Raw genomic sequence first — 832 nt, forward strand, 5'->3', positions numbered from 1 at the left:
TAACCGTAAAGTTTTATATGATTAAAGGTATTTGGTGTTAAAAAATTATAATATTTAGTAAAATCAACTTCTTTACCAAAACCTATAACTCTCCATAAATTAGTAAGACTAACATGAGAAGAATTATCTATTACAATATCAACAAGCCAAGGAGCTATTTTTGCACATAAATTTGCTAAATAACCTCCATGGGACGATCCGACTAAAATATGCTTTATACCCCCCCCCATAGCTTTAAAAGGAGAATTTTTTCTAATATATAAAAGAGCATTTAGTATATCTGTTGCTTGCATGATGCCAAAATTTTGATATTCATTTTTGGTAGGTTGAAGAGTTATACTTAATTTTAAAATATACGAAACATCTAATATCCATTTTAATTTTAAAATAGAAATTTGATTATCTATATATTCTAAATAATGATTAATTTTTTCAAAAGTATCAATATGATTAATATTAAAAGGTGGAATAATACTTATAGCTTTTAAACTAGTGTCTAAAATAAGCTTGTCGATATCATCTAAATAATATGTTGCTCCAGTTTGAGGACGATTTCCTATACAATGATAATTTACATTTAAAACTGCTACATTGTAATTTCTAGCACAATAATCACTTATATATAAATCATCTTTTATATCTCCACCAATACCATTTATAACACAAACAATCGCCTCTATTTCTTTGCTATCATCATAAGTTAATTTAAATTCTAATTTACTTTCTCTTTTTATATTTAATTCTACATCATCACAAGAGTCTATGAAATAAGTTTCATTTTTTAACATTTAAAAAGCCTTTGCTAGTTTTAGATATATTTTATCAAACAATC

Annotated in this window: 1 protein-coding gene; it reads right to left on the bottom strand. The window is 25.0% G+C overall.

What is annotated here, in order from left to right; all coding sequences use genetic code 11:
- Positions 1 to 788: DUF2920 family protein (locus L8Y18_RS08585; RefSeq protein WP_263676670.1), on the bottom strand; the 788-nt coding region annotated here is incomplete at its 3' end.
- Between the last annotated feature and the right edge of the window lie 44 nt (positions 789 to 832).

It is taken from the genome of Campylobacter sp. CNRCH_2007_0968H, assembly GCF_025773245.1.
Classification (GTDB): domain Bacteria; phylum Campylobacterota; class Campylobacteria; order Campylobacterales; family Campylobacteraceae; genus Campylobacter_D; species Campylobacter_D lari_D.